This window comes from Nocardia sp. NPDC005998, assembly GCF_040614395.1.
Taxonomy (GTDB): domain Bacteria; phylum Actinomycetota; class Actinomycetes; order Mycobacteriales; family Mycobacteriaceae; genus Nocardia.
On sequence record NZ_JBEXUI010000003.1, the window covers coordinates 319,383 to 343,072 of the forward strand.

A 23,690-nucleotide genomic window follows, 5' to 3' on the forward strand; every position below is an offset into this window, starting at 1 on the left:
CTTCTTTCATGCAGCGTATCCACAATGCGATCCAGCTCACAGGACTGAGCCGCGACAACCTGGCGGACCTGTATGCCTACCCCACCGATCCCCAGGTTCCTTGGGTTCGGGCCAATTTCGTCGCCAGCATCGACGGGTCGGCTACCAGCGGCGATCTCTCCGAGGGACTGGGCACCCCCGCCGACAAGACCGTCTTCACGATCTTGCGCGAACTAGCCGACGTGATCGTGGTCGGCGCCGGTACCGCGCGTGCGGAGAACTACGGCGGCGCGCGGACCGATCCGCAACTGCGGCGCGCCCTCTACGACCGCGGTATCGGCGGCCATCGCGACGGTGCATCGCCACCGATCGCGGTGGTCACCTCGAGCGCCGCGCTGGATCCGGGCGCGCGGCTGTTCACCGAGACCGCCGTGCCGCCGTTGATCATCACGACCAGCACCGCGCCAGCGGATCGCAAACAGCAACTCGCCGATGCGGGCGCGCGGGTCGTCGAGGCGGGCGGCGTCGCGATCACCCCGCAGGGACTGCTCAGCGCACTGGCCGACCTCGGACTGCAGCGCGTGCTGTGCGAGGGCGGACCGCATCTGTTCGGTGAACTGCTGGCAGCGGATGCGGTCGACGAACTGTGCCTCACCACCGCGCCGGTGCTCGTGGGCGGTACGGCCCGACGAATATCGCTGTCCGCGCACGAGTTCCGCATGCCGATGGTGCGCAGGCACATCCTCCTCGACGACGACGGCACGATGCTGACTCGTTGGACCCGCCGATGATCGTTGAGACAAGCGAACGCACCGACCGCGCGATACCTGCGCATGGACGGTCGCGCCGAACCGCACCGCACCACATCTACGCCTGCTTTGTGAAACAACCGCACGAACCTGGCAGGCTGTAGCGCATGCACTGGACTCGGGCCGTCGTGCTGGCCTCGACACTCTCGATCATGATCGCCGGATGCGGTGCGGGCCCTTCTGATCGCCCCGGCGTTGCCGTCGAGCGCGCGCCCCAGGGCGGTGCTGGCCCGCACCCGACCACGGCCATCGCGCCGCCGCCGGCGGCCGGTGTCCCCAAAACCGACCTGACCTGGCGCGATTGCACCACGCCGACGCTCGACCTGCTCGGTCTCGGCCCCGCGCCGTCCGGTCTGGTCCTGGACTGCGCCGAATACACCACACCGATCGACTCGACCGGCGGCGTGCTCGGCAACTTCCGCACCGGCGCCATGCGGGCCCGGCTGCCACAGACCCCGACCGATGTCGCGCCGCTGGTCATCACCTCCGGCGCGGACCGGTCATCCACCGCCACGCTGGCCGGGCTCGCGGTCGGCGCGGGCAACGGTCTGCTGGCCAGTCGCCCGATCGTCGCGGTGGACCGGCGTGGTCTCGGCACATCGCAGCCGATCGACTGTATGCCCATCGATGCCCGCCGCGGTCTGGCCGATAACGGGCAATTCGGGCCGGGTGCAAGCGATCCGGTCGACGCGGTGACCGGATTCAGCCAGGACGCCACCATCGCCTGCCGCGATTTCCTGCAGCCCTATGAGGGCACCTTCGACGCACCGCACGCCGCCGACGACATCGAACAGCTGCGCAGGCAGTGGCAGGTCGACCGGATCGACCTGCTCGGTTCCGGTAACGGCGCGAAGGTCGCGCTCAGCTACGCGCGCAAATTCGGCGACCATCTGGCGCGCCTGGTCCTCGATTCGCCGGAGGCCGTCGGGACCGACGCGGTCACCCGAACCGAACAGCATGTCCAGGGCGCGGAGGCGGCGGTCACGGCATTCGCCCAGCGCTGCACCGGGATCGGCTGCTCACTCGGCCCGGATCCGCGCGCCGCGATCATCGATCTCGTGCGCAAGGCGGGCAGCGGCGGACTGGGTGACATTTCAGCGAATGCGCTGCTGACCGGGCTGTCCGGATTCCTCGCCGGTCCGCGCGACCAATCCGCGCGGATCGCCGAACTGGCCGACGCGCTCTCGGCGGCCGGACGCGGCGATCGCGGACCGCTCGGGACGCTGATCCAGCGCGAATCCGCCGCCACCGCGGCCGACGGCCAGTTCGTCAACCGCTGCACCGATAACCAGCTGCCACCGAGCCCGACCAAGGCCAAGGAGCTCACCGATACCTGGGGCACGAAATATCCGGTCTTCGGCAGGTCGGCGGCGATCGGCATGATGGCCTGTGTCGCCTGGCCGGTCAGTGCCGCGCCGCCACTGCCGGAGAAGCTGGACCTGCCCGTCCTCATCCTCGGCGGGGTCGCGGATCCGATGGTCGGCGATGGCGGCCAGGCCTCGGTCACCGGTGCGCTCGGCGCCGCTGGCGCGCGTAAGGCCGCGATCGCCTGGCAGGGTTGGGGACATCCGGTTTTCGCCCATTCCGGTTGTGCGCAACGGGCTCTCGTCGACTACCTGAAGGAGGCCAAGCTCCCCGCCGACGGCACCGCGTGCCCGGCATGAGCGAGCCGAGCGTCGGCACAGCCCACTAGGGAAAATGACGAAGCCGAGAGATAGGGGCACGGTCATGATCCCCTAACGTCGGCGCGCCAGGTAGGTCCAGGCAACCGTCGTGAGCGGATCCGGTGTACCGTGCCCCAGTGTTACTTCGACAGCTCGAGCCTCGCACCGCTCGCACCACCGCCGAGGTGATCAAGTTCGCACTCTGGCCCCTCGCGGTCATGACTGTGCTCAACCGGGTCTTCATCAAGGCCGTCAACGGGTTCATCACCGATGACTTCAAACCGGTCTACAACGCCTCACTGGCGTTTCTCAACCACCGGCCGGTCTACACCGCGAACTACGATCTGGTGGATCCGCACTACCTGTATCCGCCCAGCGGCACCCTGCTGATCGCGCCGCTGGCGCTGATCGACCCGGAGAAGTCGCGCTGGTGCTTCATTCTGTTGAACGCGGCCGCCATCATCCTGGCCTGGTATCTGCTGCTCAAGCTGTTCAAGTTCACTCTCTCCTCGATGGCGGCGCCGATCCTGCTGCTGGCCATGTTCAGCTCCGAAACCGTCATCAACACACTGGTTTTCACCAATGTGAACGGGTGCGTGCTGCTGGCCGAGGTGGTCTTCATGATGCTGCTGCTCGCGCGGCGGGATCTGTGGGCCGGTGCGATATTGGGTTTGAGCATTGCGGTGAAGCCGACGCTGGCGCCGCTGGTATTGATCGCGGCGGCCCGTGGGCAGTGGAAGGTCTTCTATACCGCTATCGGCGTGCCGCTGGCACTGACCGCGATCGCTTGGCCGCTATCGGCCGATCCGGACAAATTCTTCACCAGGACCGCGCGCTATCTGTCCGATCCGCGCGACTACTTCAACAGTGCGATCGTCGGCAATGCCGCGTACTACGGGTTGCCGCTGTGGCTGACCTGGGGCATCCGCATTCTGATGGGCGTAATGGTGCTCATCTCGCTGTGGCTGCTCTACCGCTACTACCGCGACGATGAACTGTTCTTCGTGGCCACCGCCTCCGGCGTGCTGATGACCGCGGAGTTCCTGCTCAACTCGCTCGGGCAGATGTACTACTCGATGATGCTGTTCCCGCTGCTGATGTCGGTGGTGTTGCGCAATTCGGTAATGCGGAACTGGCCCGCGTGGCTGGCGGTATTCGGATTCATGTCCTACGACAAGTGGCTCTCCGACCGCTGGCAGGGGCTGGGGCGCAACGTGGAATACCTGCGGATCACCTTCGGCTGGGGCCTGCTGCTGATCGTCATCGCCTGCGTGCTCGGCGACCGGTACCTGGCGGCGCGGCGCGAAGGTCGGCTGCAGTCCGGGATCGATCCGGAGTGGATGCGGTCGCCGGAGTCGCCGGATGCGGTCTTAGTGGCACCGCACCGGGTCGCAGCGGATTCCGGCGCACACGCCGACACCGCCGACAATTCGGTCGTGAACGGCCGGGAGACCGAGCAGTCATTGCGGGCCGAACCGCAGCCGAGCGCGGTGCAGTAGCGACCAGTGGGCCAGAACCGGGGTTCCGGCCCACGACTGCGGGGTCGCGGGCGGCATTGCTGTCGGAAACCTATTAGCGTGGAGCAATGAGTTCCGACGCCGAGACGTCCCTACCCGAGCCGCGCATCCAGCTGACCCCACAGGAGTGGAAGGCCAAGCTGAATCCGGAGGAGTACGCGGTGCTGCGACAGGCCGCGACCGAACGCCCGTTCACCGGCGAGTACACCGACACCAAGACCGAAGGGGTGTATGTGTGTCGGGCGTGTGGTGCCGAATTGTTCCGCAGCACCGAGAAATTCGACTCGCACTGCGGGTGGCCGTCATTCTTCGATCCGGCGAAATCCGAAGCGGTCATCCTACGCTCGGATGACACGCTCGGCATGCAGCGGGTCGAAGTGCTGTGTGCGAACTGCCACAGCCACCTCGGCCACGTCTTCGAGGGCGAGGGATACAACACGCCCACCGATAAGCGCTATTGCATCAACTCCATCGCCCTGCAGCTGCACCCCTCGGGCAGTGCAGCGGAGTAGAACGGCTGCCGCGCTCAGCGAAAGATACAGACCGACCGGCTTGTTGCGCATGCCCCGAAATCCTGGGGCATGCGCGGTCGCCGCCCCCGCTCCGGCTCGCCGAGGGGCATGGATCAGGGCAGGGCGGCGATGAGCTTGTCGATCTCGACGCGGGGACCGGTGAAGAAGGGGACCTCCTCGCGGACGTGCAGACGTGCCTCGGTGGCGCGCAGATCGCGCATCAGGTCGACGATGCGGTGCAGCTCCGGGGCCTCGAAGGCGAGGATCCACTCGTAGTCGCCGAGCGCGAAGGAGCTCACGGTGTTGGCGCGCACATCCGGATAGCCGCGCGCGGCCTTGCCGTGATCGGCCAGCATCTTGCGGCGCTCATCGTCGGGCAGCAGGTACCACTCGTAGGAGCGCACGAACGGGTACACGCAGATGTAATTGCCCGGGTCCTCACCGGCCAGGAACGCCGGGATGTGGCTCTTATTGAATTCGGCGGGCCGGTGCAGCGCCACATTGCTCCACACCGGAGCGCTGGCCCGGCCGAGTTCGGTGGTGCGCCGGAAGTCCGCGTACGCCGCCTGCAGATCCTCGACCCGCTCGGCATGCGACCAGATCATGAAGTCGGCATCAGCGCGCATCCCCGCGACATCGTAGATACCGCGCACTACGATCTCCCGCTCGGCGAGGCCATCGAAGAATGCCCGCGCCTCCTTGATGGCACCTTCACGGTCGTCCCCCAACACCCCCGGCTGTACCTGGAACACCGAGAACATCAGGTAGCGGATGGTGGAGTTGAGTGCTTGATAGTCGAGTCGCGCCATGATTCCTATCGTGCCACTGCGGGCGGTCAGGGTGTCCGCGTGGGCTGTCGTCGCCGCGGGTGGTTGCCGAATGTGCGCCGTCTGCGGCGCATGAGCATGGTTGGCGCGCGGTCACATTGGGCCCCGGCGCGCCGCCATGATCGCCGCCGCTGCTACACCGGGCTGACGTCCAGCCGCCAGTCGGTCGGGGTGAACTGCTCAATATGGACGCGCTCCCCGGGCACGCCCGCGGCGTGCAGTTGGGTGCGTACCGAGTGCAGGAATTCGGCCCCGCCACAGACGTGGATATCGGCGTCGGCGGGCAGATCTACCTGCGACAGGTCGATCAGGCCCAGATGCGCGCCCTCGGATGGGTCTTGGTACCAGAGTTCGAGCGTGACGCAGCGGAGCCGAGTGCCGAGTTCGAGCAGGCGCTCTCGCAACGGATGGGTTTGCGGCGAACGGTCCGCGTGCAGCACGACCGTGCGACGGTCCGGCGTGTTCGCGGCGAGGTGTTCGAGGATTCCGATCGTCGGGGTCGCGCCGACGCCCGCGGAGATCAGAACCAGTGGCGTGGTCGCGTCGGTATCGATGACGAGATCGCCGAACGGAAGGCTGACCTGCAGCGCGTCGCCGGGGCGCACGGTGTGGTGCAACCACGACGACACCTCGCCCGCCGGGCAGCCGCCAGTGGCGTCGATCCGCTTCACCGCGAACGACAGCGTGCCGTCTCCTGGGGCGTTGACCAGGCTGTACTGACGCAGCTGGCGGGCGCCATCGGGTAGGTGCACGCCGACCGAAATATATTGGCCCGGTAGGAAACTCGGCAGTGGCGCGGACGGGTCGACGAATTCGACGGTGAACACCGCGACGCCGGACGGGTCGTCGGCGCGGGCAACGACGGTCACGTCCCGGAACACATCGCCGGGTTCGACACCGGCGGCCACGTAGAGCTGCTTCTCCAGGTCGATCAGCGCGTCGGCCATCAGCCAGTAGACCCGGTCCCAGGCCGCGGCCACCGGTTCGGTGACGACATCCGCACCGAGTACTTCCACGATTGCGGCGAACAGATTGTCGTGCACGAGCTGGTACTGCTCGGCGGTGACACCGAGCGAGGCGTGCTTGTGGCCGATCCGCGCGAGCATGGCGGCCGGGTGCGGGAGATCCGGGTCGACGAGATAGGTGGCGAAGGTCGCGATCGAGGCGGCCAGCGCCCGCGACTGGGAGCCCTGTGCCTGGTTGCCGCGGTTGAACAGGTCGCGGATCAGTTCGGGATGATTGCCGAAGAGAGTGCGATAGAACACCTTCGTGATTTCGTCCACCTGCGCGCCCACCAAAGGCAGTGTGGCGCGGATGATTTCGGCGTGCTGCGCTTCGAGCTCCGGTTCGCTACGGACCGCGGTGTTCATGACATCTCCTTATTCGCATATTCGCCCGCCGCTGATGTGGCGAGCAGACGCAGCAATCCGGACGTCGGCGCGGTGACGAGTCCGTCGAGGGTGTACCGATCCAATTCCCGGTAGAACGCCTCCTTGGCATCGGCCAACGCCCGGCGCAACCGGCACCCGCCCACCAGCGGACACGGATGGTCGCCCGCGCAGACGACCACTTCCCGATCGTCCTCGAGTTCCCGAATCAACCACCCGACAGATACCGCTCGACCCGCCGCGGTGATGAACAGACCACCCGTGCGACCGCGCTGCGCCTGCACCAGACCGAGTTCGATCAGCCGCGAAACCGCCTTCGCAACATGATGTTCGGAGGCATCGACCTGCCGAGCGATCAACCGAGTAGTCACCCGGCCGTCCGCCTCGTCACTCACCGCCAACCGCATGATGGCCCGCAAGCCGATATCGGTGAACCGTGAGAGCTGCATGCCCCCGACGCTACCGACGAGCAACCCCTGCCACAGCCCCCGGCCACAGTGTCCTTAATTACGCAATACCGTGCGGTTTTTGGTGCAGCGACAATGCCCGATCACCCCGCGTTCAACTCCCTGTGCGATATGCATCACACGCCTGGAACCCATGTGGGTTACTGCGCCGCCCGAACCCGCCCTCGGCGCACCACCGCCGGCGGCCCGGGACGCTCGCGACTCACCGGCCACTCGGACGACAGCAACCCGACCTCGTACGCCCGACCCAGTCTGTGAGCTGGCACACACCTATTGGCCGCTTCGCGATAGGCATACAACTTGCGCGAAGCGGGCACTAGACGTGCGCAGCCCGCGGAAAGTCGCGCCGCAAGCCCCAGTACGAATCGCAGTGCGAGTAACGGTGGTAGCGATCCGGTGGACAAACAGCGCATCGCACCGCGCAGGGTGCGGCGGTTCGACTCGGGATGGCGGCAGAACGCGGGACAACAGCGCGCGGCATTGAGCGAATCAGGGGGTGGCGGTTCAGGTCAGGATGGAAGCTACGCGGCGGGCGGCGGCGGTGGCGGAGGATACGCACGCGGGGACGCCTACGCCGTGCAGGTAGGCACCCGCGACGGCGAGACCATCGAAATCGGCTATGGCCGACTCGATTTCGGCGATGCGGCCGTTGTGGCCGGGGGCATATTGGGCGAGGCCGCCGGGCCAGCGCTGGACCACTGCGGAGGTCGGTTCTATGGTCGCGCCGGTGACTGTGGCGAGGTCCTCGGTCGCGGCGGCGATCAGGTCAGCGTCGGACCAGTGCAGGGGTGAATCGTCGCCGAATTTGCCGAATGATGCTCGGACCGCAGCGGTTCCGCGCTCCGCCAGATGCGTCCATTTGCGGCTCGACAAGGTGAATGCCTTGGCGCGCAGGGGTTCTCCGGTGGCGACCAGGATCCCGGAGTTCTGGGGCAGCGCGGTGTCGCGCGGAAGACCGAGGGCCACAACGACCGATGAGGAAAGCTCGATGCCAGCAGCGGCGGATGCGGCGGCGGGGGCGAACGGGCGCAGCAGGTTCGCGGTTACCGGGGCGGGAGTGGCGAGCACCACCGCGTCTACACCGCCGACCGGCTCGAGCACCCAGCCATGGGACGCGCGGACCAGATGGGTGGCCGAGGTCGCGGTGACGAATTCCGCCCCGGATTTCGCGGCCAACGTATCCAACAGCACCCGATAGCCGTCGCGCAGACCGCCGAAGACGGGAGCGTTCGAGGGCGGCGGCATGGCGGCGGCAACCGCGTGGGTCAGGCTCGGCGCGCCATCATCGAGTGCGGCGGCGAGGGTCGGCAGCGCGGCGCGTACGCCGATGGAACGCGAACTGCCCGCGTAGACACCGCCGAGCAGCGGATCGACGCTGCGTTCGACGACCTGCACGCCGAACCGGTCGGCGACCAGGCGGTAGACGTCCATATCGGCATCCGGATACCAGCCCAGCGGCCGCCGGGATTCCGTCTCGATCCGCTCGAGCGTTTCGGCATCGACCAGTCCGCGCATCGATTCGGCATTCGACGGAATACCCATCAGGGTGCGTTCCGGCAGCGGATGCGCACGGCCCTGCGACCAGACCAGCGGCCGCAACCCGGCCGGAACCACCAACTGCGTTTCGAGGCCGAGTTCCCGCAGCAGTTCCGGCACCTCCGGCCGCCGCCCGACAAACGCCTCCGCCCCGAGATCCAAAGGTTCCCCGGCCAATTCGCCGGTATAGAGAATCCCACCGAGCCGCGCGGCCCGATCGATCACAACGATGTCGGCTTCCGCACCGAGCAGCACCCGCAACCGGTACGCCGCGACAAGCCCGCTGATCCCGCCCCCGACTACCGCGATTCTCATGTCGCGACCGTAGCCCTCCCGTGGATCCGCGCCGACCACGCCCCTCGCCTTCGTGACCGAGCGCACGATCGCCGGGCCGACACCGTGGGGGCGCGGTCAGCGCTCGCCACGCAACTGTGCCCGAATCTCCGGTTTGAGCACCTTGCCGATCTTCGAGCGCGGCAGGTCAGGCCAGATCTCCACCTGCTTGGGAGTTTTCACCCCGCCGAGACGTGCCTTCGTGTGCTCGCGCAGTTCGTCGGGGGTAGCGGTGCGCCCGATGTGCAATTGGACGACGGCGGTGACCCGCTCGCCCCACTTATCGTCGGGAAGTCCGATGACCGCGCAGTCCTGGACCGCCGGGTGGGTCAGCAGCGCCTGTTCGACCTCGGCGGAGTACACATTGAATCCGCCGCTGATGATCATGTCCTTGGCCCGGTCGACGATGTAAAGGTAGTTGTCGGCATCCAGGTAGCCGATGTCTCCGGTGTGATGCCAGCCGTAGCGCGACACCTCGGCAGTCGCATCCGGATTCTTGTGATACCCCGCCATGACCAGCGGGCCCCGGACCACGATTTCGCCGCGCGCACCGGCGGGGAGCAGACGGCCCTCGGCGTCCATGATGGCCACGCGGGTGAGCGGGGTGGGTCGTCCAGCCGATGACAGTCGTTCGGTGGCAATCGAGCCGTCGGGGCGGAAGTGATCCTTCGGCGCCAGCGTGGCGACCATCATGGGCGCCTCCGACTGTCCGAACAGCTGACCCATGACCGGTCCGATCCGCTCCAGCGCCGCCGCCAGCCGGGCCGCCGACATCGGGGCCGCTCCGTACCAAAGACACTGCAGGGAACCGAGATCCGCGGTTGGTAACGCAGGATGATCCAGCAGCATGTAGATCAGCGTCGGCGGCAGGAAGGTATGGGTGATCCGGTGCCGCTCGATCTGCGTAAGGAATTCACCGAGATCCGGGGTGGGCATCACGACGATCTCACCGCCGAGGGTCAGGATCGGAAAACACAGGACGCCCGCGGCGTGGGTGAGGGGCGCCAACGCCAGGTAGCGGGGCCGATGTTCGAACGGATAACTCATCAGGGTCAATGCGGTCATCGTCTCGAGATTATGACCGGTGAGCCGAACACCCTTCGGTCGTCCGGTTGTACCGCCGGTGCCGACCAGCATGGCGAGTTCGTCGATCGGCTCGACCTCCAACGGATCGGCCGGACAGTCCCGCACCCAGTCGTCGAAATATGCTGCCCCTGCGATATTTCCGTCGGTACAGACCAGCGTCCGCAGCATGGGCAGCCGCGGTGCGATGGCGGAAACCAATGGCGCGAAGGCGGCTTGGAATATCAGGCAGGTGCAGTCGAAGAGGTCGAGTAGCTCTTGATTCTCCGCGGCCTCGTTGCGGGGATTGATCGGGCACCACACCGCTCCGGCACGGGCGATGCCGAAAACACACGCAAAGGCCAGCGTGTCGTTCGCTGACAGGATCGCGACCCGCTCGCCGGGCCGGACCCCGGATCGCTCCAGCGCGCGAGCGATCCGCCAGGACAACTGCTGTACCTGCGCATAGGTCAGCGTGTGCCCGTTCATGGTCAGGCAGGGTGCGGTGGCGCCGAGCGAGGCGCCCTTGTCGAGATAGTCGGTCAAACGCACGGTAATCCTCTACGGAAGCTGTTGCGGGAACGGCCGATTCGGACCACGGGCAGCTCCGGCCACCCATGGTCCGAGGCGCGATCAACGATGCACGGTTAGTACCGGTTCACTGACCAGTCCGAAACCGCGTAGCACGCCGAGCAGTTCTCGATGGCCGAATGCCTGGCACGCCGAAGCGAACCCGGTTCGTTTCGGCGGTGCCTGCAGCAGCGCGTTCGCGGCAAACGCCTGCAGCAGACCGGTCTGCTTGTAGTTGCAATTCCCGTAGATCACGCAGTGGGCACGGGCCAGCGGTCCGGACGCGTGCACGGAATCGAGCGAGGTATTGATGCGCGGATTCTCCCGCGGCGGCATCTCGTCCCGGACCAGGGCGGCCTGTTCGGCGAGGACGCGGTACTTCTCCTGCGCCGGAAGGTCTTTCACCTGTTCGACGACCGCCTGCACGATCTGCGGCACACCCTGCATCAACGGCCGGTTGAACACACCACCGAGCACCCTTACATTCGCCACCCGCGGATCGCGCTTGAACCACACCGGATGTGAGGTGCCGCCCCAGGGCAGTGCGAGCCCGATCTCATGCTGTCCGGGCACCACCACGTCGTAGAGTCCAGCGTCCGCGGGCCACTCCACATATTGGTTCTGCTCGAGGTAGTAGGCCTTGGACAGCGCGGCATTGACCAGAATCGTCTTCGTGGATGCGACCGTCGGGAAGCCCTTCCAGAAGACCTGGATATCGAGTGTGTCCAGGCCCGGGGTTTCCAGGCAGATATTCGCGGCGATCTCCCCCGTGGTGTACATCTGCGCGACTCCGGGTGCGAGCAGCAGACCCTGCGCGGCCATCTCGGCACCGTATTGCTCATCGCAGTCGATCAGCCAATCCTGTTCACCAGTGGTGTCGAGGTAGTGGGTCCCCGCGGCCACACAGGCCCGCACCACCTCATGTCCGTACTGCGAGAACGGGCCGACGGTATTGCAGACAACGGCGGCGCCGCGAAACAGCTCGGTCAGTGGCCCGACCTCATGTGCGACTTCGACGACCTCGTGCTCGACGGTGTCGATGCCGGGAATCTTGTCGACCGCCTCTTGCAGCCGGGACTTGTCCCGGCCCGCGGCAATGAACGGAATATTGAACTCGCGCAGGTATTCACACACCAGTCGGCCGGTGTATCCGGATGCGCCGTAGACGACGACGGGCTTATCGGTACTCATCAGATCTCGAACCTTTCGCTGTCTCGGAAACTCACATGCCCATGCCGCCGTCGACCGGCAGACCCGCGCCGGTAATGAACCGAGCGGCGTCGGAGGCGAGGAAGACCACCGCGTCGGCCATATCGGCGACCTCACCGAGGCGCCCCTGCGGGGTCTGCTCGACCACCGCGCCGACGGCGGCTTCCGCGCTGGGGAACAATCCGATCCGGGCGACATCGTCGGCGAGTTGGGCACCCATCTCGGTCGGGACGAGTCCGGGGTAGACACAGTTCACGCGCACGCCGTAGCCGAGCTTGCCGGACTCCATCGCCGCGACCCTGGTCAGCCGATCCACCGCGGACTTGGTCGCCGAGTAGACCGAAATGCCTGGAAAGGCGATCGTTGCGGCGACCGAAGCAATGTTCACGATCGCACCACCCCGGCCCGCCGCACCGCCCGGCCGCATCGCGCGCAACGCGTGTTTGATACCCAATGCCGTGCCGAGCACATTCACCTCGAGCATCCGGCGCACCTGTTCCGGATCGAGATCGACAACGAGGCTGGTGATTTCGACTCCGGCGTTGTTCACCACGATGTCCAGGCCGCCCAGTGCGCCGACAGTGTCGGTGACCGCCTGCGCCCAACGCGCGTCATCGGTGACATCGAGGGGCACGAATTCGGCCGTCGCACCGGTCGCCCGCAACGCTTCGACGGTGTCCTTGCCGAGATCCTCGCGCACGTCGCCGATCGCGACCGCCGCCCCGGCACGGGCCAGTGCCTCGGCCATTCCGGCACCAAGCCCTCGCGCGCCGCCAGTTACCAGGGCCGTGCGCCCGGTCAGGTTGTACCCACTCATCGGGCATCTCCTCCTCGAGATGGTCCATTCGGCTTTCGGTCTCATCCGGCACTCCAACCCGATGCGACGTGGATCACAGTGTGCTCGCGTTCTTGACAACCGTCAAGATTTTCCGTGACAGTCGTCAAGATTTTCTTACACAATCGTCAAACCAGCCGGTCGCCTGATTCCGGTACCGCGATACACTGAGCGAATTCACAAGATGCGGATGCGATGACGGAGAGAAGCCACGATGACCGAAATCGTCGAGACCAGGCGGAATCGCATCGCGCGCCGACAGGTCGATAAGTTCGGCGAGCGGCGTGCTCAGCTGGCCGCCGCGGCCCTGCACACCCTCGCCGAACTCGGCTACGCACGCACCAGCTTGCGAGAGATCGCACAGAAATCCGAGTTCACCCACGGGGTGCTGCACTACTACTTCAACGACAAGGTCGAGCTGATCACCCACGCGGTGCGGCAGTACGAGCAGGTGTGCGTCACCCGTTATGACGACATCGTCGCCACCGCGACAACGGCCGAACAGCTACGAAAGGACTTCGGCACGGCGATGGCGACCACCCTGGACGCCGACGCACCGCTGCACCGGCTCTGGTACGACCTGCGCAACCAGAGTCTGTTCGAGGAGTCCTTCCGCGATGACGTGCTCGAGATCGACAGTCACCGCGAGGAGATGATCCGCAACGTCGTGGACCGCTTTGCCGAGTTGTCCGGTCGCCCTCTCCTGATCCCCTCGACCACGGCCTACGCCATATTCGACGGCCTGTTCCAACAGGCACTGCTGCACAAACTCGCCGGGCAGGTCGATGCCGCCGACAATCTCCGCACCGAGGCCGCGGGTCTGCTGGATGTGGTGGTCGGACAGGGCAGGCCCTAGCCGGTCCCGCTGCGGCGCGTCGGCTTTCGTCTACGGAATCGTCAAACCTCACCCGAGATGATCAGGTCCACATAGTCACGAGTGCGATCGGCGGCGAAGTGGGTGTCTTCGGCGGCCATCCACCGCTCCCACAGCGGCAGCGTGTGCGGACCATCGCGATCGAGTCCGCGTGCCAGACACACTGCGCGTGGGGTGTCGATCCACACCGCCAGGGTCAATCGATCGCGGACGGCGGCCCGGGCCGCGGAAACGCCTTCGAGGACGAGCACGCTCCCGGGCGCGACGTCGTGCCATTCGGCCAGGGCTCGCTTGTTCCAGTCGTAGCGCTGATATCGACCGGCACGTCCATTGGCGATCGGCTGGAGCACCTGTTGCTCGAGCCGAGGCCACCACGGGAGCTCATTGTTCCCCTTGGCGAAGTCGTCGGTGTGCACGACCCGCGCATCACACCGCGCCGCCAAAGACGCTGCAAACGTTGACTTTCCGGCCCCACCCGGCCCGTCCACCGCCACCAGCCGCGTCGATCCGAGTCGCGCTGCACCGGCCGCGACCAGACCGACGATCTCCTCGATCGCCGGACTGGGCTCGCCCGGCGGCGCGGACAGGGGTAGGCCACTCGGTCGCGGATCCGCGCCCATGACCAGCTAGGTCACAGTTCGTGAACGAGTTGCACCAGCGCGGTGAGCACACCCGGATCGGTTTCGGGCAGCACACCGTGCCCGAGGTTGAAGATATGACCGGCCGCACCCATGGTGATCGCCTCATCGGCCTCGTGCGCGATGCGCCGCGCCTCGGCCTCGATCGCGGCGGATCCGGCGAACAGCACGGCGGGATCCAGGTTGCCCTGCAAGGCCTTTCCCGGTCCGACCCGGCGCACCGCCTCGGTCAGTGGTACCCGCCAGTCGACACCGACGACATCGGCGCCCGCCTCACCCATCGCACCGAGCAGTTCCCCGGTCCCGACCCCGAAGTGGATCCGGGGCACACCGGCCGCGGCAACCTCGGCGAAGACCCGCTCCGAATGCGGCAGCACGAATTCGCGATAGTCGGCAAGCGACAGCGCCCCGGCCCAGGAATCGAACAATTGCACCGCGTCGACACCGGCAGTCAGTTGCGCCTGCAGGAACGCGACGGTGATATCGGTCAGGACGCCGAGCAGTTCGTGCCAGGTCGTCGGATCGGCGTGCATCATCGCCTTGGTGCGCTCGTGGTTCTTACTCGGACCACCCTCGACCAGATACGACGCGAGCGTGAACGGCGCACCGGCAAATCCGATCAGCGGCGTCTCGCCGAGCGCGTCGGTCAGTAGCCGCACGCCGTCGGTAACCGCGCCCACCTCTTCGGACCGCAGCCGAGGCAGCGCCCGCACATCCGCGATGGTCCGCACCGGCGATGCGATCACCGGCCCGACACCGGCGACGATATCGAGGTCGATGCCCGCGGCCTTCAATGGAACGACGATATCGGAGAACAAGATCGCCGCATCGACACCGTGACGCCGGATCGGCTGCATGGTGATCTCACACACCAGCTCCGGATCGAAGCACGACTCGAGCATCCCGATGCCCTTGCGCAATTCGCGGTACTCGGGCAGCGACCGTCCGGCCTGACGCATGAACCACACCGGCCGACGGGTGGGTTCGGCGCCGGTGGCGGCGGCCAGGAACGGGGCATCGGTCAACCGGCGGCGGGTGTGAGTGCTCATCACCGCTATCGTATGCGGGCTCGCGCCCCGCCCCCGCGCGGCCGGGTGCCGGGTCACGGAAGGGCGATGTTCGCCCGCTCGGAGCGGGAATCCGGCGCGCCTCCGACCACCCCGGGCGCACAGGGTCTACCGTCGTTTGCGTGACACCGCTCGACTTTCGCGACGGAGCCGCACCGACCGAAGGACCCAACGGCGAGCCAGCTCAGTTTCGCGCCGCGGTCGATGCGATGGGTACCGCAACTGTGCACCCTCGAATCGAGCTGGCACCGATCCGCCCCCCACAACGCCTGGCACCGTATTCCTATGCACTAGGCGCGGAAGTCACACATCCCGAAACCACTGTGGTACCGGTCGATTCCGAGGGCGATGCCTTCGGCAGGCTGATCCTGCTGCACGATCCCGATGGTGACGATGCCTGGCACGGTGTATTCCGTCTGGTCGCCTATATCCAGGCCGATATCGATGCCGCGCTCGCCACCGACCCGCTGCTGCCCGAGGTCGCCTGGAGCTGGCTGGTCGACGCGCTCGAGTCCCGTGGCGAGCCGTTCACCGCGCTCGGCGGCACCGTCACCTCCACCAGTTCGGTGCGCTACGGCGATATCGCCGGACCCCCGCGCGCGCACCAGTTGGAACTGCGCGCCTCCTGGACTGCGATGACCACCGAGATGCGCCCGCATGTGGAAGGCTTCTGCGAAGTACTCGCCTATGCGGCCGGTTTGCCGCCCGCCGGAATCACACATCTGCTGCCGGAGTCCTATACCAGCAACGACCACACCTGATCGCCACGTAAAGTTCAGGTTTATGTCGGTAGCAGACGAGTCCGAACCGAGCAACACAGCCGAAGACAGCACAGCCGAACCACTGCTCGTGCCTGCCGAAGGTGTGCCTCCCGTGCTCGTCACCGCCGCCGCGGTCGCCGATGCCGCCGCCCGCCTCGCCGCGGGCACCGGACCGCTGGCCGTGGACGCCGAGCGCGCCTCCGGATTCCGGTACTCGGCCCGCGCCTACCTCATCCAGTTGCGGCGCGCGGGATCGGGCACCTTCCTGATCGATCCGATCCCGGTCACCGACGCACTCGCACCGCTGGCCGAAGCGATCAACGAACTGGAATGGGTGCTGCATTCGGCGGACCAGGATCTGCCCGGACTCGCCGAACTCGGACTGCGGCCCGCGCGCCTGTTCGATACGGAATTGGGCGGCAGGCTGGCCGGCTTCGAACGCGTCGGACTGGCGGCGATGGTGGAGCGACTGCTCGGCCGCGCCCTGCGCAAGGGTCACGGCGCGGCCGACTGGTCCACGCGGCCGCTGCCCGAGGATTGGCTGAACTACGCGGCCCTCGATGTGGAATTGCTGCTCGAGCTGCGCGACGAGGTGGCCGCCTCGCTGGCGGCCCAACACAAGACCGACTGGGCGGCACAGGAATTCGAGCACGTCCGGATCACCGAACCCAGTACGCCGAAGGCCGACCGGTGGCGGCGCACCTCCAGCATCCACACCCTGCGCCGCACCCGCCAATTGGCGATCGTGCGCGAACTGTGGAACACCAGGGACACCCTGGCCCGCACCCGCGACGTCGCACCCGCCCGCATCCTGCCGGACGCCGCGATCATCGCCGCCGCGAATGCCGAACCGCGCACCATCGCCCAGTTGCGCACGCTCCCGGTCTTCGGCGGACCCCGCCAGCGCCGCTACTCCCGCGACTGGCTCGCAGCTGTCGACCGCGGCCGCGGCCTGCCCGATACCGAACTGCCACCCTTGACCCAACCGTTCGACGGACCGCCGCCGGTGAACCGGTGGGAGCGTCGCGACCCCGCGGCCGCGGCCAGACTGGCCAGGGCGCGCGCGGCAATGGGTGAGCTGTCCACCGAATACGCGATCCCGGTGGAGAATCTGCTCTCCCCCGACCTGGTGCGCAGATTGTGCTGGGACGGGCTGCCGGATTACGACCGAGTCGGCGATGCGGCGGATCTCTCGGCCGCGATCGATGGGTTCCTGAAATCGGGTGGCGCCCGGCCTTGGCAGCGTGAACTCGCGGTTCCCGTGCTTACGGCCGCTCTTACGCCGACACCCGACGCATAGCCCACGACCCGCTTCAGCCAGTGGGCACGTCGTCGAGACGAGTGGATCGGCGGTTTCGCAGCCACCATCTACCTAGCGTCGATTGCTGATGCGCTGTCGCCGACGGGAAAGGTAGCGGCCCACAATTCACGAGTGCCGCCACCGGCCACTCGGCACCCCGGACCACGCCCAGGCAGGCGAGCGCGTTACGCGATCGGAGTCGGATCGTGCGGTGCGTCACTAGCCGAGTGCCCCCGGCGATTCGCCCGCACCGCGCCAGCGGCAATGCCCTCATTGCTCGGCCGCGACTGCACGCTCCACGGTCTGCTCGAGCAGCGACAGCCCGTGTTGCATGCTCGCGCCGAACGCGTGCGCGAGCTCATGCGGCAGTGTGTCGCAGATCCGGACGAAGCGGCTGCCGTCGGCATGCAGGAAGACCTGCATGGACGAATTGTCGTGCGCCGGGGTGACGCTCCTGCCGACGGATGTCGCCACCGCCGTCGCGGCAGGCACCTGGTCGCGCCGAGAACCCAGCTGCCGCTGGGCCTTCTACGACCACTCCCGCAACCGCGACCGCACCTGGTGCTCTACGGATGCCTCTGGGATCCGGGTGAAAGTCGGTGCGTCGCATTGTCGTAACGCCGCACGCTGACTAATCGGAACCGGATGTGCGCCGTGCGCTCAGCTCGCGTCGAGCCAGCCGGAGATGCGGCGGGCGATATCGGGAGCGGTCAGACCGAGTTCCTCGTGCACCTGATTGCGCGAGGCGTGATCCAGGAACTGCTGGGGCACACCGAGATCGCGGGTGGGAACATCCAGCCCCGCGGAGCGCAGCCGAGCGGAAACGGTGGAGCCGATGCCACCGTGCAGACCGCCGTCTTCCAGAGTCACCACGAGACGGTAGTTTTCGGCGAGTTTGACCACGGTATCCGAGACCGGCAGCACCCACCGGGGGTCGATGACGGTGACCGAAATACCTTCCGGCTCCAGCAGATCCGCCACCTCCACCGCGGTCGAGGCGAAGGGCCCGACCGCGACCAGCAGCACATCACCGCGCTGCGCTCGGGCAGAGCCACCCTCACGCTCGGGCAGCCGTAGCACATCGACCCCATCGAGCCGCTCGACGGCCGAAATATCCTCGACCACACTGCCCTTCGGGAACCGAATGGCGGTGGGTCCGTCGCTCACCGCCAGCGCCTCGGCCAATTCCTCACGCAGCGTCGCCGCATCGCGCGGGGCCGCAACGCGCATACCCGGGATGATTCCGAGCACGGACAGATCCCACATCCCGTTGTGCGACGCGCCGTCCGGGCCGGTTATGCCGGCGCGGTCGAGCACCACGGTCACCGGCTGCTTCAACAGCGCGACATCCATCAGCAACTGATCGAACGCGCGGTTCAAGAACGTCGAATAGATGGCCACCACAGGATGCATACCGCCGAGGGCGAGTCCGGCCGCCGAGGCCATCGCATGCTGTTCGGCAATGCCGACATCGAACATCCGCTCCGGGAACCGGTCCCCGAAGGCCGCAAGGCCGGTCGGTCCCGGCATGGCCGCGGTGATCGCGACAATGTCATCGCGCTTCTCCGCATGCGCGATGAGCTCCTGAGAGAACACCGAGGTCCAGCCGAGTGCCTTCGGCCCGCCGAGCGGGCGTCCGGTGAGCGGGTCGATCGGATCGCAGGCGTGCATCTGATCGGCGACATGGTTCTCGGCGTGTGAGTATCCGCGCCCCTTCTGCGTCACGACATGCACAACGACCGGCCCGCCGAAGTCCTTCGCTCGACGCAGCGCCGCCTCCAGCGCGACGGTGTCGTGTCCGTTCACGGGGCCGACATACTTCAGTCCGAGGTCGCTGAACAGCTCCTGCGGGCTCACCGCGTCCTTGATCCCGGCCTTCACCGCATGGACCATCGAGTACGCGGATTCGCCGACGCGCGGAATGCTCTTGAGAATCCGCTTGCCCGCGTCCAGCGCGTGCTCGTAGGCAGGCTGGGTGCGCAGTGCGGTCAATCGGTCGGCGAGCCCACCGATGGTCGGTGCATAGGAGCGGCCGTTGTCATTGACCACCACGACAACCGGACGATCCGGCGCGGCGGCGATATTGTTCAGCGCCTCCCAGCACATGCCGCCGGTGAGCGCGCCGTCGCCGACCACGGCGACCACATGCCGGTTCTGACCGGTCAGCGCGAACGCCTTCGCCAGGCCGTCGGCATAGGACAGCGACGCCGAGGCGTGCGAGGATTCGACCCAGTCGTGGGCGCTCTCGGATCGGCTCGGGTAGCCGGACAGCCCACCCTGTTTACGCAGCGTGTCGAACTGATCCTTGCGGCCGGTGAGGATCTTGTGCACGTAGGCCTGGTGCCCGGTGTCGAAGATCAACGGGTCGGCCGGCGAGTCGAAGATCCGGTGCAGTGCGATGGTCAACTCCACCACACCGAGATTGGGGCCGAGGTGCCCGCCGGTGACGGCGACCTTCTGCACCAGGAACTCGCGAATCTCCTCCGCCAGTTCACCCAATTCGGCAACGGTGAGCCGTCGCAGGTCTTCGGGTGTATCGACCCGGGAAAGCACTCCCACGTGAACTCGCTCCCTCCGGATAGCGCATCTGATCCGATCAGTCTACGGAGCCGCTGCAGTGCCACCGCACGACAACGGCCCGCCACCAGCCGACTTCGCGCAGAAGTGTGAGCCTCCACACGAATCGCCAGCCCATTCCACGACACGCTCGGGCGGACGAGTCCGGCGACCGCGGTCAACGTTACCCAGCTTAGAGTGGACCCGTGGCCCTGCCCGAGCAGATGGTTCCGCAAACGGTCGACCCCGGTGTCGTGGCGCGCATAGTCACCGATGTCTACCAGCTCTGTCGCGCCGACGACTCCGGAGATCTCGCCGACTACATTCCCGAACTGGCTGCGGTGCAACCGGATTCGTTCGGATTGTGCCTGGCCACCGCGGACGGACGAGTCTACGGCACCGGTGACGTCAACACCGAGTTCACCATTCAGTCGATCTCCAAACCCTTCACCTACGCGCTCGCACTGGCCGATCGAGGCATCGAGACCGTCGACGAGCATATCGATGTCGAACCCTCCGGCGACGCGTTCAACGAGATCAGCCTGGACCCGGTGACCGAGCGCCCGCGCAATCCGATGATCAACGCGGGCGCCATCACCGCGGCCGCACTGATCACCGGCCGCGACCCGGCCGACCGATTCGAGCGCATCCGGCACTGCTACTCCCGCTTCGCCGGGCGTGTGCTCACCATGAACGAGGCGGTATACGCCTCGGAGGCGCGCACCGGTTTCCGCAACCGCGCCATCGGCTACATGCTGCGCTCGTTCGGCATCATCGAATCCGATCCGGACGAGGCGGTCGACCGGTACTTCCGGCAGTGCTCGATCGATATCACCTGCCGCGACCTCGCGCTGATGGCGGCCACGCTGGCCAATAACGGAGTCAACCCACTGACCAGGGAACGCGCCCTGACCGCCGCACTGACCGAACGCGTGCTCAGCGTGATGACCACCTGCGGCATGTACAACGCCGCGGGCGACTGGGTGACCACCGTCGGCCTACCCGCCAAGAGCGGTGTCGGCGGCGGCATCCTGGCGGTATTGCCCGGCCAGATCGGCATCGCCGTCTACTCTCCCCGGCTGGATCGGCACGGCAACAGCGTGCGCGGTGTCACCGCCTGCCGCGCCCTGTCGCAACGCCTCGAACTGCACTTCCTACACGTCACGCGAGCGGCGCGCACCGCGATCCGCGCCGCCTACTCGGTGGCCGAGGTGCCGTCGCGATTGCGCCGCACCACCGAGGAATTGGACCTGCTCGCCGCGCACGGGCACCGGGCGCGGGTCTACGAACTGCACGGCGACCTGTTGTTCGCCGGTGCGGAGCGGGCAGTGCGCGAGATCGAGGAACAGGCGCGGGAACTAGTGGCGTTGGTCGTCGACCTGCGCCGGGTCGACGAGGTGAGCACGATCGCGGTGCAGATGCTCGACGCCCTGCAGACCGAACTCGCCGCCGCTGGCTGCCGCGTCGCCATCGTCGACCCGGACGGCAAACTCGGCCATCTGGTCTCCAGTCTGGATCCGGCCGACCCGCGCGGGCTGGTGTTCGTCGATCGCGATACCGCTACGGAATGGTGCGAGGACATCGTCCTCGCACACCACCGGCCCGAGGACGAACCCGCGTGCACGTCACTGCCGATCGAGGACCATCCCGCACTCGCCGCGCTGGCTCCTGACGATCGGGCCCGGCTGGCCAAGGATTTCGAGGTGCGCACCATCGCACGCGGCGAGTTGATCGCCGAACGCGGCAGTAGACGCTCAGGGCTGTATCTGATCCTGGAGGGCCGAGTCCGGATCACCTTCGAAGGCACCGATGCCCGCCCCCTTCGCCTGATATCCCTGTCGGCCGGAATGTCGTTCGGCGAGGTTCCGATGCTCCTCGGTACGCCCTTCGTGAACGACGTCTGCGCGGAAACCGCAGTCCGCGTCGCGGTGCTCCGCCCCGAGCGGTTCGACACGCTCACCGAACAAGCGCCGCAGATCAAGCTTGCCCTGCTCGAACGACTCGCCGCGGGCGCCTACGCACAGATGCACACAGCGGTGCGAGCGATCGCCGTCCGTGGCGGCGACTATTGAGTTGACCGTGGCCCGGGGACATTTCCGTGGCATCGACCGTTTCGCATCTGAAGCCATCAAGTCAGGAGACGCCGTGAGCAAGAAGCAGTCCGACGACGACACCGGCACGGTCACTACCTTCGGGTACGGCACCGCTCGCGCCACGCCGGATCTCATGCGGGTCACCATCTCCATCGAGACCAGGGCCAGCAAGGTCGCCCTCGCCTACGGCCAGGCCGGTGAGCGCGTCGCCGCCGTCACCGATTCGCTGCGCTCCGACGGCATTGCGGGCACTGATATCGCCACCAGCGGGCTGTCGGTGCGCGCCGAAACGGTCTGGGTGGAGGGCGGGGGCTCCAAGATCACCGGATACGTCGCGACCACCGACCTCACCGTTGTCCTGCGTGATATCGGCGAAACGGCCGATCCCGGCCCCGCCACGATCATCGCCAACTGCGTCGACGCGGGTGGTGACGATGTGCGCCTCGGTGGGCTCGATCTCGGCTTCGCCGATCAGGAGAGCCTGCTCGCCCGGGCCCGCGATGCCGCATGGGACAACGCGCTCGCCAAGGCCCAGCAGTACGCGGGCCGCGCACAGCGCACCCTCGGACCGGTCGTCGAGATCACCGAGAACACCGCCTCCGCGGTGCCTGCCGCGCCCCGGCTGATGGCGGTGGCGGCCCCCATGAACGAGGGCTTCGGCGGGGCTCCGGTTCCGGTCGAGCTCGGCGAATCCGAAATCTCGGCGACCATCCGCGCGACCTGGCATCTCACTCACCCTCTAACCTAACGCTTGCTTGGGTATAGTGAGGGCTTCACCTGTCTGGTTAGGGGTCCGCATGCCATTCGTGCTCATCGACAAACCGCGGCCGCAGGTCGCGCTGGTCACGCTCAATCGGCCGGAACGAATGAACGCGATGGCCTTCGATGTGATGATCCCGCTGCGGCAGGCCCTCGAAGAGGTCAGTGCCGATAACGAGGTGCGGGTCGTGGTGCTCACCGGGGCGGGCGAAGGCTTCTGTTCCGGCGCCGACCTGCAGAGCGCGGGCAAGGTGCCCAATACCGAGGGGCTGACCAAGACCAGCGTCGCCCGGCGCTCGATGGATCTGCTCAACGATGTGATGATCGCCCTGCGGCGGATGAACCAACCGGTCATCGGCGCGATCAACGGCGCGGCAATCGGCGGCGGATTCTGTCTCAGCGTCGCCACCGATATCCGAATCGCGGGCGAGGACGCCTACTTTCGCGCCGCCGGGATCAATAACGGCCTCACCTCAGCGGAATTGGGCATCAGCTATCTGCTGCCGCGCGCCATCGGCGCCTCGCGCGCCTTCGAAATCATGTTGTCCGGCCGGGATATCGACGCGGTCGAGGCCGAACGCATCGGTTTGGTCTCGCGCACCGTCCCGACCGCCAAACTCCTCGACACCTGCTATGACCTGGCCGAACGAATTATCAGCTTCAGCCGGGTCGGCACCGAACTCACCAAACGCATGCTGTGGAGCGGCATGGAGGCCAGCGGCTTCGAATCCCATATGCAGCATGAAGGCATGTCCCAGCTCTACGTTCGCCTCACCACCGAGAACTTCGACGAGGCCATCCGTGCACGCCGCGACCGCCGCCCACCCGTCTACGAGGACTGAGCCGAGCGCTGGCCGATGCCTCTGACCAGCCTCTTCGAATCCCCCGAGCACCGTTGCGATCCGGTACCGACCGGTCTTCGGCTTGATGGCTG

The 23,690-nt window shown here is 66.9% G+C and carries 22 protein-coding genes; 11 read left to right on the forward strand and 11 right to left on the reverse strand.

Features of this window, described 5'->3' with window-relative positions; all coding sequences use genetic code 11:
* Positions 1 to 8: 8 nt before the first annotated feature.
* From ABZ293_RS07930 to msrB, 4 genes are all read left to right on the forward strand, one after another.
* Positions 9 to 770 (forward strand): pyrimidine reductase family protein, encoded by a 762-nt coding sequence (locus ABZ293_RS07930; RefSeq protein ID WP_355178368.1) that lies wholly within the window; start codon positions 9 to 11, stop codon positions 768 to 770.
* 125 nt (positions 771 to 895) lie between these two features.
* Positions 896 to 2,452 (forward strand): alpha/beta hydrolase, encoded by a 1,557-nt coding sequence (locus ABZ293_RS07935; RefSeq protein WP_355178370.1) that lies wholly within the window; start codon positions 896 to 898, stop codon positions 2,450 to 2,452.
* 137 nt (positions 2,453 to 2,589) lie between these two features.
* Positions 2,590 to 3,951 carry a glycosyltransferase family 87 protein gene (locus ABZ293_RS07940; protein ID WP_355178372.1) on the forward strand — a complete coding sequence of 454 codons (1,362 nt, stop codon included), beginning with the start codon at positions 2,590 to 2,592 and terminating at the stop codon, positions 3,949 to 3,951.
* 86 nt (positions 3,952 to 4,037) lie between these two features.
* A complete protein-coding gene (msrB, locus tag ABZ293_RS07945; RefSeq protein WP_355178374.1) occupies positions 4,038 to 4,481 on the forward strand; it encodes a peptide-methionine (R)-S-oxide reductase MsrB in 444 nt (147 codons plus the stop codon).
* Positions 4,482 to 4,594: 113 nt separating this feature from the next.
* Here msrB and hemQ read toward each other — a convergent pair whose 3' ends face one another.
* The 7 genes from hemQ to ABZ293_RS07980 all read right to left on the reverse strand — a co-directional run bounded on the left by hemQ (position 4,595) and on the right by ABZ293_RS07980 (position 12,690).
* Positions 4,595 to 5,290, reverse strand: coding sequence for a hydrogen peroxide-dependent heme synthase (gene hemQ, locus ABZ293_RS07950; RefSeq protein WP_354950574.1), 696 nt, complete (start codon positions 5,288 to 5,290; stop codon positions 4,595 to 4,597).
* 152 nt (positions 5,291 to 5,442) lie between these two features.
* Positions 5,443 to 6,678, reverse strand: coding sequence for a globin domain-containing protein (locus ABZ293_RS07955; protein ID WP_355178376.1), 1,236 nt, complete (start codon positions 6,676 to 6,678; stop codon positions 5,443 to 5,445).
* Positions 6,675 to 7,145 (reverse strand): Rrf2 family transcriptional regulator, encoded by a 471-nt coding sequence (locus ABZ293_RS07960; RefSeq protein WP_355178378.1) that lies wholly within the window; start codon positions 7,143 to 7,145, stop codon positions 6,675 to 6,677. Before ABZ293_RS07960 ends, ABZ293_RS07955 begins: the two co-directional genes overlap by 4 nt.
* Before the next feature lie 522 nt (positions 7,146 to 7,667).
* Positions 7,668 to 9,014 (reverse strand): protoporphyrinogen oxidase, encoded by a 1,347-nt coding sequence (locus tag ABZ293_RS07965; RefSeq protein ID WP_355178380.1) that lies wholly within the window; start codon positions 9,012 to 9,014, stop codon positions 7,668 to 7,670.
* 96 nt (positions 9,015 to 9,110) lie between these two features.
* Positions 9,111 to 10,646 (reverse strand): AMP-binding protein, encoded by a 1,536-nt coding sequence (locus ABZ293_RS07970; RefSeq protein WP_355178382.1) that lies wholly within the window; start codon positions 10,644 to 10,646, stop codon positions 9,111 to 9,113.
* Between the two features lie 81 nt (positions 10,647 to 10,727).
* On the reverse strand, positions 10,728 to 11,855 hold the full coding sequence (locus tag ABZ293_RS07975; RefSeq protein ID WP_355178384.1) for a DUF5938 domain-containing protein: 1,128 nt from the start codon (positions 11,853 to 11,855) through the stop codon (positions 10,728 to 10,730).
* 31 nt (positions 11,856 to 11,886) lie between these two features.
* Positions 11,887 to 12,690: an SDR family NAD(P)-dependent oxidoreductase gene (locus ABZ293_RS07980; RefSeq protein ID WP_355178386.1), complete on the reverse strand. Its 804-nt coding sequence runs from the start codon at positions 12,688 to 12,690 to the stop codon at positions 11,887 to 11,889.
* A 232-nt stretch (positions 12,691 to 12,922) separates the two neighbouring features.
* On the opposite strand from ABZ293_RS07980, the gene ABZ293_RS07985 reads away from it, so the two are divergent.
* The gene (locus tag ABZ293_RS07985; protein WP_355178388.1) at positions 12,923 to 13,564 is read left to right on the forward strand and encodes a TetR/AcrR family transcriptional regulator; all 642 of its coding nucleotides are present in this window, start codon (positions 12,923 to 12,925) and stop codon (positions 13,562 to 13,564) included.
* A gap of 41 nt (positions 13,565 to 13,605) precedes the next feature.
* Here ABZ293_RS07985 and ABZ293_RS07990 read toward each other — a convergent pair whose 3' ends face one another.
* Both ABZ293_RS07990 and hemE read right to left on the reverse strand, forming a co-directional pair.
* Positions 13,606 to 14,202, reverse strand: a complete 597-nt coding sequence (locus tag ABZ293_RS07990) for an AAA family ATPase (RefSeq protein WP_355178389.1) — start codon at positions 14,200 to 14,202, stop codon at positions 13,606 to 13,608.
* A gap of 11 nt (positions 14,203 to 14,213) precedes the next feature.
* The gene (gene hemE, locus ABZ293_RS07995; protein ID WP_355178552.1) at positions 14,214 to 15,278 is read right to left on the reverse strand and encodes a uroporphyrinogen decarboxylase; all 1,065 of its coding nucleotides are present in this window, start codon (positions 15,276 to 15,278) and stop codon (positions 14,214 to 14,216) included.
* Positions 15,279 to 15,409: 131 nt separating this feature from the next.
* Between hemE and ABZ293_RS08000 the strand changes: the two genes are divergently transcribed.
* Positions 15,410 to 16,048, forward strand: coding sequence for a DUF3000 domain-containing protein (locus ABZ293_RS08000; protein ID WP_355178391.1), 639 nt, complete (start codon positions 15,410 to 15,412; stop codon positions 16,046 to 16,048).
* A gap of 22 nt (positions 16,049 to 16,070) precedes the next feature.
* Entirely contained in the window at positions 16,071 to 17,348 is a 1,278-nt protein-coding gene (locus tag ABZ293_RS08005) for an HRDC domain-containing protein (RefSeq protein ID WP_355178393.1), read from the forward strand.
* 270 nt (positions 17,349 to 17,618) lie between these two features.
* Here the strand turns inward: ABZ293_RS08005 and ABZ293_RS08010 are convergent, their stop codons facing one another.
* Positions 17,619 to 17,771 (reverse strand): hypothetical protein, encoded by a 153-nt coding sequence (locus ABZ293_RS08010; protein ID WP_355178395.1) that lies wholly within the window; start codon positions 17,769 to 17,771, stop codon positions 17,619 to 17,621.
* Between ABZ293_RS08010 and ABZ293_RS08015 the strand changes: the two genes are divergently transcribed.
* On the forward strand, positions 17,770 to 17,979 hold the full coding sequence (locus tag ABZ293_RS08015; RefSeq protein ID WP_355178397.1) for a CGNR zinc finger domain-containing protein: 210 nt from the start codon (positions 17,770 to 17,772) through the stop codon (positions 17,977 to 17,979). The genes ABZ293_RS08010 and ABZ293_RS08015 overlap by 2 nt on opposite strands.
* A gap of 29 nt (positions 17,980 to 18,008) precedes the next feature.
* On the opposite strand, the gene dxs is transcribed toward ABZ293_RS08015, so the two are convergent.
* Entirely contained in the window at positions 18,009 to 19,907 is a 1,899-nt protein-coding gene (dxs, locus tag ABZ293_RS08020) for a 1-deoxy-D-xylulose-5-phosphate synthase (RefSeq protein ID WP_355178398.1), read from the reverse strand.
* Between the two features lie 221 nt (positions 19,908 to 20,128).
* On the opposite strand from dxs, the gene glsA reads away from it, so the two are divergent.
* The 3 genes from glsA to ABZ293_RS08035 all read left to right on the forward strand — a co-directional run bounded on the left by glsA (position 20,129) and on the right by ABZ293_RS08035 (position 23,598).
* Positions 20,129 to 21,976, forward strand: coding sequence for a glutaminase A (gene glsA / locus ABZ293_RS08025; RefSeq protein ID WP_355178554.1), 1,848 nt, complete (start codon positions 20,129 to 20,131; stop codon positions 21,974 to 21,976).
* Positions 21,977 to 22,049: 73 nt separating this feature from the next.
* Positions 22,050 to 22,745: an SIMPL domain-containing protein gene (locus ABZ293_RS08030; RefSeq protein WP_355178400.1), complete on the forward strand. Its 696-nt coding sequence runs from the start codon at positions 22,050 to 22,052 to the stop codon at positions 22,743 to 22,745.
* A 49-nt stretch (positions 22,746 to 22,794) separates the two neighbouring features.
* Positions 22,795 to 23,598 (forward strand): enoyl-CoA hydratase, encoded by an 804-nt coding sequence (locus ABZ293_RS08035; RefSeq protein WP_354950547.1) that lies wholly within the window; start codon positions 22,795 to 22,797, stop codon positions 23,596 to 23,598.
* Positions 23,599 to 23,690 lie beyond the last annotated feature (92 nt).

Bases quoted from the DNA above. Each gene is read 5' to 3' on its own strand.
- ABZ293_RS07930 (WP_355178368.1), top strand. From the start codon at position 9: ATGCAGCGTATCCACAATGCGATCCAGCTCACAGGACTGAGCCGCGAC.
- ABZ293_RS07935 (WP_355178370.1), top strand. From the start codon at position 896: ATGCACTGGACTCGGGCCGTCGTGCTGGCCTCGACACTCTCGATCATG.
- msrB (WP_355178374.1), top strand. From the start codon at position 4,038: ATGAGTTCCGACGCCGAGACGTCCCTACCCGAGCCGCGCATCCAGCTG.
- hemQ (WP_354950574.1), bottom strand. From the start codon at position 5,290: ATGGCGCGACTCGACTATCAAGCACTCAACTCCACCATCCGCTACCTG.
- ABZ293_RS07955 (WP_355178376.1), bottom strand. From the start codon at position 6,678: ATGAACACCGCGGTCCGTAGCGAACCGGAGCTCGAAGCGCAGCACGCC.
- ABZ293_RS07960 (WP_355178378.1), bottom strand. From the start codon at position 7,145: ATGCAGCTCTCACGGTTCACCGATATCGGCTTGCGGGCCATCATGCGG.
- ABZ293_RS07965 (WP_355178380.1), bottom strand. From the start codon at position 9,014: ATGAGAATCGCGGTAGTCGGGGGCGGGATCAGCGGGCTTGTCGCGGCG.
- ABZ293_RS07975 (WP_355178384.1), bottom strand. From the start codon at position 11,855: ATGAGTACCGATAAGCCCGTCGTCGTCTACGGCGCATCCGGATACACC.
- ABZ293_RS07980 (WP_355178386.1), bottom strand. From the start codon at position 12,690: ATGAGTGGGTACAACCTGACCGGGCGCACGGCCCTGGTAACTGGCGGC.
- ABZ293_RS07985 (WP_355178388.1), top strand. From the start codon at position 12,923: ATGACCGAAATCGTCGAGACCAGGCGGAATCGCATCGCGCGCCGACAG.
- ABZ293_RS07990 (WP_355178389.1), bottom strand. From the start codon at position 14,202: ATGGGCGCGGATCCGCGACCGAGTGGCCTACCCCTGTCCGCGCCGCCG.
- ABZ293_RS08005 (WP_355178393.1), top strand. From the start codon at position 16,071: ATGTCGGTAGCAGACGAGTCCGAACCGAGCAACACAGCCGAAGACAGC.
- ABZ293_RS08015 (WP_355178397.1), top strand. From the start codon at position 17,770: ATGGACGAATTGTCGTGCGCCGGGGTGACGCTCCTGCCGACGGATGTC.
- ABZ293_RS08010 (WP_355178395.1), bottom strand. From the start codon at position 17,771: ATGCAGGTCTTCCTGCATGCCGACGGCAGCCGCTTCGTCCGGATCTGC.
- glsA (WP_355178554.1), top strand. From the start codon at position 20,129: ATGGTTCCGCAAACGGTCGACCCCGGTGTCGTGGCGCGCATAGTCACC.
- ABZ293_RS08035 (WP_354950547.1), top strand. From the start codon at position 22,795: ATGCCATTCGTGCTCATCGACAAACCGCGGCCGCAGGTCGCGCTGGTC.